Here is a 9117-nt window from a genome sequence, read left to right on the forward strand (position 1 = left end):
GATTATGGTAATTTATTTGCTTTCTATTATGCCATCAACTTAGTCAGACAGACAATTGTCTGAGTATTTATACTGATTGCAAAAGTGGGATGCTCCCGTCGTCTACTCCGGCTTCGTCGGCAATTACTGATGCTGTAATTCGGTTATCTCCGGTGAGCATGATGGTGCGAATTCCCATTTTTCGCAGTTGGTCAAACCGATCGCGAATTCCGGGTTTAATCACATCTTTCAAATAGATAATTCCGTAGGTGTCGCTACCTTGACAAACGCCTAAGGGTGTGCCTCCCAATCGCGAAACTCGCTCGTAAGCTTCATCGAGATCCGGGCCGAAATTGCCGCCGCGCGATCGCACAAAACCTTTAACCGCATCCACCGCACCCTTGCGAACTTCCGTACCGTCGGGTAAGTCCGTACCAGACATCCGCGTTTTTGCGGAAAAATCAATGCCTTCAGATCCTTGGGAGTTGGTGCGATCGAACTCCACCTGTGCGCCCAAATTCTGAGCCAAACGGACGATCGACTTTCCCTCGGGAGTATCGTCAAAAACGCTCGCAGTCAGCGCTACCTGCGCCACTTCTTGCAGCGAATGACCGTTTACCGGGATGAACTCCTCGGCTAAACGGTTGCCCAGCGTAATCGTTCCCGTTTTGTCCAAAATCAGCGTATTCACGTCGCCGCAAGCCTCCACGGCCCGCCCAGAGGTCGCTATCACGTTAAATTGAGCGACGCGATCCATCCCCGCAATGCCGATCGCACTTAACAAACCGCCGATCGTTGTCGGAATCAGCGCCACCAACAGCGAAATCAGCGTCACCACACCCACAGGAGTTTTGACATAATTGCCCACGGGCGGAATCGTCGATACCACAATCAAAAACACCAAAGTCAGCACAGCCAGCAGCACTGTCAGCGCGATCTCGTTCGGCGTTTTCGAGCGTTCAGCGCCCTCCACCAGCGCGATCATCCTGTCCAAAAACCCCTTACCGGGGTCGGCCATCACCCGCAGCGTCAGTTCGTCAGAAAGGATGCGCGTACCGCCGGTGACGGAACTGGCGATGTCCGAACCCGGTTCCTTAAGCACTGGCGCGGATTCCCCGGTGATCGCAGATTCGTCTACGGATGCGACACCTGCGATCACTTCGCCGTCGGAAGGAATGACATCGCCTGCGATCACTTTAATTTGGTCGCCGCGTCTGAGAGATGTCGAACTAACTTCTTGAATTGAACCGTCTGGTAAGAGTTTGCGGGCTGTGGTATCTGCTTTTGTCGATCGCAGGGCATCTGCTTGCGCTTTACCGCGCCCTTCGGCTACCGCTTCTGCAAAATTAGCAAATACTAAGGTGAAGAACAAAATAAACGTGACTAAACCGTTGAAAACTACCTGATTTTTGCCGGGAACCGGGCCGAACAGCGTGGGGTCGATCGTTAATAATGCAGTCACAATTGTGCCTACCCATACCACAAACATCACCGGGTTTTTCAGCATCACCCGCGGGTCTAGCTTGACAAAAGCTTCTTTAAAAGCTCTCTGATAAAGGCCTTTAGTGTTTGCTTTCGGCGTGTGTCGGCGGGACTCGCGAGAGCCCCCGCGACGTTTTTTTGGGGAATCGGGGGTATTGGAAGAAGCCATATCGATTTGGGATTTTTAATGAACCACAGAGAACACAGAGAACACAGAGAAAGAGAAGAGTGAGGTTGATATTTTTTAGCTACTGAGGTGGAGGAGTTGGTGTTACTAAAGGTGTTGTGGGTGCAGTTATTGGTGCAGGTTCAAATTTGCCGCTGCTAATTTCAAATCCTTCGGCAATTGGCCCTAAAGCTAGAACTGGGAAAAATGTCAGCGCGCCCAAAATTATGATTACTCCGGCGGTGACGCTGGTGAACAAAACTGAATCAGTTCTGAGAGTACCTGTTGTTTCAGGTACTGGTTGTTTGTTAGTCATGCTGTCGGCTAAAAGCAGCAGCGCCACAATCGGAACGTAGCGCCCCAACAGCAGGCTGAAACAGGTGCTTAAATTCCACCAAAGTCCGGTAGATGCTGGTTGAGAGTCGCCCAATCCTTCAAAGCCGGAACCGTTGTTGGCTGCGGCCGAAGCGTATTCGTAAAATACCTGGGAAATGCCGTGAAATCCGGGGTTGCTGATGCCGCTCAAACTGTCGGTAAGGGCGAGGGTAAGGGCGCCGGGGATTAAAACTGCGATCGGGTGAATCAACAAAACAACGCTAGCTAAAACAATTTCCCGCTTTTCAATTTTTCGTCCCAAAAATTCCGGCGTTCTCCCCACCATCAATCCGGTGAGAAATACGCTCAAAATGGAGTAAATAAATAAGTAAGCCGTTCCCGTTCCCTGTCCGCCCCAAACAATTTGGAGAAACAAGTTAAATAAAGTAGCAAAACCCCCTGGCGGCATTAAAGAATCGTGCATTCCGTTGACAGCCCCGCACATTGTCCCAGTCGTAGTGACAGCCCAAAGTACAGTTTCTGCCCAACCGAATCTAACTTCTTTCCCTTCTAAGTTTGGTTGCACGGAACCGAGCAAACTATTAATTTGGGGATTGCCTTGATATTCGCCAACTGCTGCAATGCCGATCAAAATTACATAGATGGCAAACACCATCCCAAAAATCAGCCATCCCTGCTTTTTATTGTTAGCAAATCTGCCGTAGGTGTGAATTAGTGCTGCTGGTATAGAAACCATTGCTAGTGTTTCCAGCAGGTTAGTAAAAGGGTTGGGATTTTCAAAAGGGTGAGCCGAGTTAATGGCAAAGAATCCGCCGCCGTTTTCTCCCAGTTGTTTGATGCTTTCAAAGTGAGCTACTGGGCCGCGAGCAATTACTTGCGTGCCGCCTTCTAAGGTACGCGCAACTGCTGGGCCGGCTAGGGTTTCCGGCACTCCAGAAATTAGTAAGCACAAGCCAATTATCAAAGAAAGTGGCAGCAGAATCCGGGTGATAGATTGAATTAAATCGATATAAAAGTTGCCGAGGGGGCGACCTGTCAGTCCCCGAATAAAGGCAATTCCTACTGCTAAACCCGTGGCTGCTGAGGTGAACATTAAAAAACCCAGGGTTAACTGGGATAAATAACTGAATGTTGTCTCGCCTGAGTAATGTTGTTGGTCGGTATTTGTGAGGAATGAAATAGTTGTATGCAGCGCGGTATCCCAGGTTGGTGCGCTGAGGCTGGTGGGATTTAAAGGCAGCAGTCCCTGAAGCATGAAAATCAAGAATACAAATATGCCCATTGCTGCATTGCTGTATAATAGCGATCGGGCATACTGCCAGCCTGTCATGGAATCTACAGACCGAATATTGCTGGCTTTATAGATGAGTTGTTCTAGTGGTTTAATTGCGGGGTCGAGAATGGTTCGTTCTCCCATGTACACCCGTGCCATGTAGTTGCCGAACACGGGCGCGATCGCGATTAAAATGATTAGGGTTAATGCAATTTGAATTAAGCCTTGTAACATAAGTGTGTTAAAAATTCCTCGTTTAGTGATTACTTTACTGAGGTTTGGGGTTGTTGATAATCTGTCTTAAGGTATAAGTTACTGTTTATAAATTATGCTTTTTTTACCTATACTTTTACTGATAGGCGAATGTTTAGCCAATGTATTAAATCTATACTTGCAGGTATAAATGCTGTCTAAACGCTGTTTTTTGCGCCAAAATGTAGTTGATATTTCAATACGGTTTACTTAACGCTTTTTGACGAATTTACTATCGCGATTTTATAGGCGATGCAGGCATTTTTCATGAATCAGATTGTTTTTAAGTTAACTGTATTGGTTGATATTTTACAAGCTTAAAATGGATTAATTAGAGATGTTTGACAGCTTATTGAAAATTCCCAAAATTTTGGTGTTTCAAGAAAAGTATTTGCGCGGAAGGTGGTCGATCGCAATTTTATTCGCGATCGTTATAGCACTGGAATTTACCACGCCGTCAGAATATCTGTTTGGGTATTTGTATACAGGGCCGATTTTACTGGCAAATTCGCGGTTGAGTCGGTTGGGAAAGTTGCAAATTACGCTGTTAGCAGCAGCATTGACGCTGTTGAACTTGTTTGTTCCCTATGGAGAAACGATCGCCCTAGCGACTGTTGCAAATAGGGCGATCGCAGTTATGGCCTTGGGAGTCACGGGATATTTGAGCGATCGCACCCAGCAGTATCAAGAAGCGATCGCGATCGCCAAAGCGCAGTTGCAATCTCAGCAGCAGCTAGCCAGCATCCGAGAGGATTTTGTCTCTACTTTGAGTCACGACTTGAAAACGCCGATGCTGGGCGCAATTGAAACAATCAAAGCTTTTCAGGGAGCAAACTTTGGGGAAGTGACTACCAGCCAGCAAAAAGTTCTCGAAACAATGGCGCGATCGCAAAAAATGTCACTACAATTAGTAGAAACGCTGCTGGATGTTTACCGCAACGATGCCGAAGGTTTAAAACTGCAACTTGCGCCCGTAAATTTAGCAGCTTTAGCAGAAGAAGTAATTGCCACACTCATCCATTTATCGGCAGCGCGCCGAGTTTATATTAGTATAAGTTACGGAGAGTCTGACTTTCGCCGTTCTTTGTGGGTAAACGGCGATGAAGTGCAACTCCAGCGCGTTTTTGTTAATTTGCTAACAAACGCGATCAACCATTCTCCCCGAGGTGGTAAAGTAGAAATAGTCATGGAATCTTACGCAACCGATCAGGTGGTGAAAGTTATCGATAGCGGGTTGGGAATTACTAGCGATGAGCTGCCCCACTTGTTCGAGCGTTTTTATCAAGGAAATGGCGATCGGCAAGCCAAAGGATCGGGATTGGGGTTATACTTATCTCGCCAAATTATTGACGCCCACGGCGGTATAATTTGGGCAGAAAACAAATTGCCTTTAGGTGCCTTGTTTGGATTCCGACTACCAGCTATCTCCGCCAATGAAACCTAATTCTCCCTTGCGAATTCTCTTAGTTGAAGACGACGAACTATTTCGGTTGGGACTGCAAACCAGATTGCAGCAAGAAAGTTCCTTGCAAATAATTGCCGAGGCGGAAGATGGAGAAACGGCGGTAGAATTGACTCAGGAACACTTGCCGGATGTGGTGGTTCTCGATGTCGGTTTGCCGGGAATTGGTGGCATTGAAGCCTGTCGGCAAATTAAACAGAGACATCCAGAAATTCCGGTTTTAATTTTAACATCTCACGCCCAAAAAACGTTAATTGAAAGGTTGATTGCTGCGGGAGCCCAAGGATATTGTCTCAAGGGAATTGCCGCAGAAACTTTGGTTTTGGCAATTCGATCGGTAGCGGCGGGCGCTTCTTGGTGGGACAAGGCCGCAACTGCGGAAATTCGGGCGGTTTTTAGTAATCCCGAACCTGTCAAAAGCGCGAGTAAATGGGAAGTTTTAGACAATCCGCTGACTCCGAGGGAACAGGAAATATTAGCCTTAGTTGCGGGCGGGAAAAGCAATCAGGAGATTGCACAAATATTGTACATCGCTCCGGGGACTGTGCGGGTGCACGTCCACGCGATTTTGCAAAAGTTAGAAGTGCGCGATCGCACTCAAGCAGCAGTGCTCGCTATTCAGAAAGGATTGGTAGCAGAGGAACTGTTAGGCAGTCAATCTTAAGTCTGGTAGTTTATAATGATAGACAAAACCTCGATCGCTAAAAACTATGGGTTTTATCAATCCCAAACTATATTTGGCCTTCACGAAGATATTCTGTTCTAACGAAAGCCGAGAAATTTTGATGAGTTTTTTGAACGCTATGCTTTATGCAGGCGAATCTGCGATCGAAGATTTAGAAATCATCCCTCCTTATTTATCTGCTGAGATTTTTGGAAGTAAAGACACTTATTTAGATGTCAAAGCTAAAATTAATGATGGCAAAACTGTGATTGTCACAATCCAAGTTTTGAACGTGGCAAAATATCGTAAGCGAGTTTTATATAATGCTGCTAAAACTTATGGAATGCAATTAAATCTAAGCGATCGCTATCAAAGACTCAGGCCAGTAATTGCTTTGAATATCACAGACTTTGAAATGTTTCCCAATCAATTGGAAGTAATTTCGAGATTTGCTTTCAAAGAAACACAAAGATTATTCGATTATCCCGATAGCGAGATTGAGTTGGTGTTTATCGAACTGCCAAAATTCAAAAAGGAATTGGATCAGTTGACAACGCTGACGGACAAGTGGATTTATTTTGTCAAAAATACCAGTAACCTAGAAACTGTTCCCGATACAATGGTTGCGGTGCCAGAAATTGAAAGAGCTTTTCAGATTGCTAACGACACGAATCTGAGTCAAAAAGACTTAGATGAATTGCAAAAACAAGAGTTTTGGATTCAAGATCAACAAGGGGCGATCGATCTAGCGGCTCAGCAAGCTCTAGAACGAGGCATGGAACGAGGCATGGAACGAGGCAAGTCAGAATTAATAGTCCGGAATATTAGGAGGCTAATTGGTGAAATTTCTCCAGACATTCAGACACAGATATGCGAGTTGAATCTTGAGAATTTGGATGATTTAGGAGATGCGATGTTTGATTTTGAAAGTGTTTCAGATTTGGTGACTTGGTTGCAGCAACATTCCCGAAATTTTACGGATGACATTTAATATCTGAGTTTGGTATATTTGGCATATATTTAAGTTATCGACGGTCATCAAACCAGAGGTGTTTTGTGCCAAATTTTATCAATTCTGTTATGAGTTCGATCGCCTTTTTCGACTCTGCCGTACCCGATATCCAAATTCTTCACAAGGGTATCAAACCGGGGACAAAAGTAATTATCCTCGATCGGGCGCGGGATGGAGTATCACAAATCACCGCAGCGCTAGCGAGTCTCCGCAATATCACCAGTATTCATATCATTTCCCACGGCAGCCCCGCGAGTTTGCAGTTAGGCGCGATCGATCTAAACTTGACAAATTTAAACTTTTATGGTGAAAAATTGCAGCGTTGGGCGCGATCGCTGGCAGAGAGTGCAGAGATTTTGCTGTACGGGTGCGATGTGGCGGCGGATGATGCGGGCGTTAGTTTCGTACAGCAAATCAGTCGGCTAACAAAGGCAAAAATTGCTGCTTCCAGGGGGCCGATCGGCAATTCAGCTTTAGGCGGAGACTGGGAACTAGATTATACAACTGGGTGGGTGGAGTCGGAGTTGGCGATCGACCCAGCCACAATGGCCGCTTACCAATTTGTGTTCGGCTTACAACTTTTGGGACAAGCAGGATTTCCGGCAAATACAACTTTTGGAACACCAACAACTCAGGTAGGTGGACTGTCGGGCCTTACCTACGCGGGAAGCAACACTTACTACGCTATCTCCGACGGCCGCAATATTCCTGGTGGCAGTCCCGGCCCATCTCGCTTTTACACCCTCACTATACCTACTGTGAGTTCCGGTAGCTTGACACCAGTACCAGGACAAGTGAATTTTACAGGGGTGACACAGATTGGCAATCCGCCTCCCTTTGCCGCAGATACATCGGATACAGAGGGCATTGGCTTCATCGGCGGCAATGTCTTCGTCTCTTCTGAAGGCAATTTCTCGACAAATACCCAGCCTTTTATTAATAGTTTCGCCATTGCAACAGGAGTTCAAAATTTCGCGCTGCCTATTGCTTCTCCCAAATACGACGTATCAGCAGATCCTAACAGCGGCATCCGCAACAATCAAGGTTTTGAAAGTCTGACGATTACTCCCAGTCAAAGTTTTCTATTTACAGCAACAGAAAATGCTCTCGAACAAGACGGCCCTGCTTCAGATATAACGGCTGGCGCGCGATCGCGAATTGTCAGATATAACTTAGGTACAAACACCGCAAACGGAGAATTTCTTTACAATACCGATCCGCGCAACGGCATTTCAGAAATGCTGGCCGTTGATGATAATACACTGCTGGTTCTCGAACGTTTTCTCGACTTATCGACAACACCGCCGTCAGGGGATTTGAAGCTTTATCAAATTTCTTTAAACGGTGCGACAGATATTCAAAACAATACCGGTTTGATTGCTTCTGGTGTTGCTAGCATTACACCAGTATCGAAAACTCCGATCGCCACTTCTGCTTATTTCCTCAGTACAGGCACTCCGGCACTGGTTGACAATTTTGAAGGGATGACATTTGGGCCTCCTCAAACGGCAACTGGGAAACGAACGCTAATTCTTGTTAGCGACAACAATTTTGCCCTTCCCACCAGATTCGCAGCGTTTGCAGCCAACAACGCACCCGTACTCAACAACAGCGGTTCGCCGGTACTAACAGCAATTAACGAAGATGTACCTTCTGCCAGCAACACTGGCACCTTAGTTTCTGTTTTAATTGCAGGAATAGTTACAGATCCCGACACCGCCGACACTCAAGGAATTGCTGTGACGGCGACAGACAATACTAACGGCAGTTGGCAATATTCTATTGATAGCGGTGCGACTTGGACGGCATTCGGTACACCGTCAACAGCAGCAGCGAGACTGCTAGCAGGCAATGCCAGTATCCGCTTTCTTCCCAATAATGACTACAACGGTAGTGCTAATATCACCTATCAATCGTGGGATGGAACGACGACTAACTCTAGCGGTACTACCCTCACGAATGGGGGGACGGCTGATATTTCAACTGCTAGCAGTATTGGGGGTTTAGCAGCTTTCAGTACGGCCAGCGAGACTGCAACAATTACTGTTAATCCTGTCAACGATGCACCGTCGTTTGTCAAAGGGCCCGATCGCACTGTCAATCACAGTGCTGGCCTGCAAACCTTTCCTGGATGGGCCATAGCCATTTCTCCAGGGCCGGTCAACGAGTCAACACAAACCGTCAACTTTCAAGTCGTGGGAAATGACAATCCCGGTTTGTTTAGCGTACCACCGGCGATCGGCTTTTTCGGACAACTGACTTTTACCCCCGCCACAAGTGGAACTGGCAAGGCTAATATCACTCTCAACCTCAGAGACAACGGCGGTATAGCTAACGGCGGCATCGATACTTCGGCAAACCAGACATTTGTAATTAATATTACCAACAGTCCGCCGATCGCCAATCCCGACACATACAAAGTCGAGCACGATCGCGTGTTGACCGGATTTCCATCCGTTTTATTCAATGACTTCGACCCCGACATTTTCGA

6 protein-coding genes are annotated in these 9117 nt (G+C 46.6%); 4 read left to right on the forward strand and 2 right to left on the reverse strand.

The features are described from left to right. Window positions 1–67 precede the first annotated feature (67 nt). Together kdpB and kdpA are read right to left on the reverse strand one after the other, a co-directional pair. Entirely contained in the window at window positions 68–1630 is a 1563-nt protein-coding gene (gene kdpB / locus JGK07_RS31520; protein ID WP_366934350.1) for a potassium-transporting ATPase subunit KdpB, read from the reverse strand. A 79-nt stretch (window positions 1631–1709) separates the two neighbouring features. Next, entirely contained in the window at window positions 1710–3470 is a 1761-nt protein-coding gene (gene kdpA / locus JGK07_RS31525; RefSeq protein WP_293217025.1) for a potassium-transporting ATPase subunit KdpA, read from the reverse strand. A 355-nt stretch (window positions 3471–3825) separates the two neighbouring features. Between kdpA and JGK07_RS31530 the strand changes: the two genes are divergently transcribed. The 4 genes from JGK07_RS31530 to JGK07_RS31545 form a co-directional block, all read left to right on the forward strand. Then, on the forward strand, window positions 3826–4932 hold the full coding sequence (locus tag JGK07_RS31530; RefSeq protein ID WP_293217022.1) for a HAMP domain-containing sensor histidine kinase: 1107 nt from the start codon (window positions 3826–3828) through the stop codon (window positions 4930–4932). After that, on the forward strand, window positions 4922–5614 hold the full coding sequence (locus JGK07_RS31535; RefSeq protein ID WP_293225486.1) for a response regulator transcription factor: 693 nt from the start codon (window positions 4922–4924) through the stop codon (window positions 5612–5614). Before JGK07_RS31530 ends, JGK07_RS31535 begins: the two co-directional genes overlap by 11 nt. A 46-nt stretch (window positions 5615–5660) precedes the next feature. Continuing rightward, window positions 5661–6605 (forward strand): Rpn family recombination-promoting nuclease/putative transposase, encoded by a 945-nt coding sequence (locus JGK07_RS31540; RefSeq protein WP_293225484.1) that lies wholly within the window; start codon window positions 5661–5663, stop codon window positions 6603–6605. A 65-nt stretch (window positions 6606–6670) separates the two neighbouring features. After that, the coding region (locus JGK07_RS31545; RefSeq protein WP_293225482.1) for an esterase-like activity of phytase family protein at window positions 6671–9117 on the forward strand (2447 nt) is incomplete at its 3' end.

The organism is Microcoleus sp. PH2017_24_DOB_U_A (assembly GCF_020738205.1).
Classification (GTDB): Bacteria; Cyanobacteriota; Cyanobacteriia; order Cyanobacteriales; family Microcoleaceae; genus Microcoleus.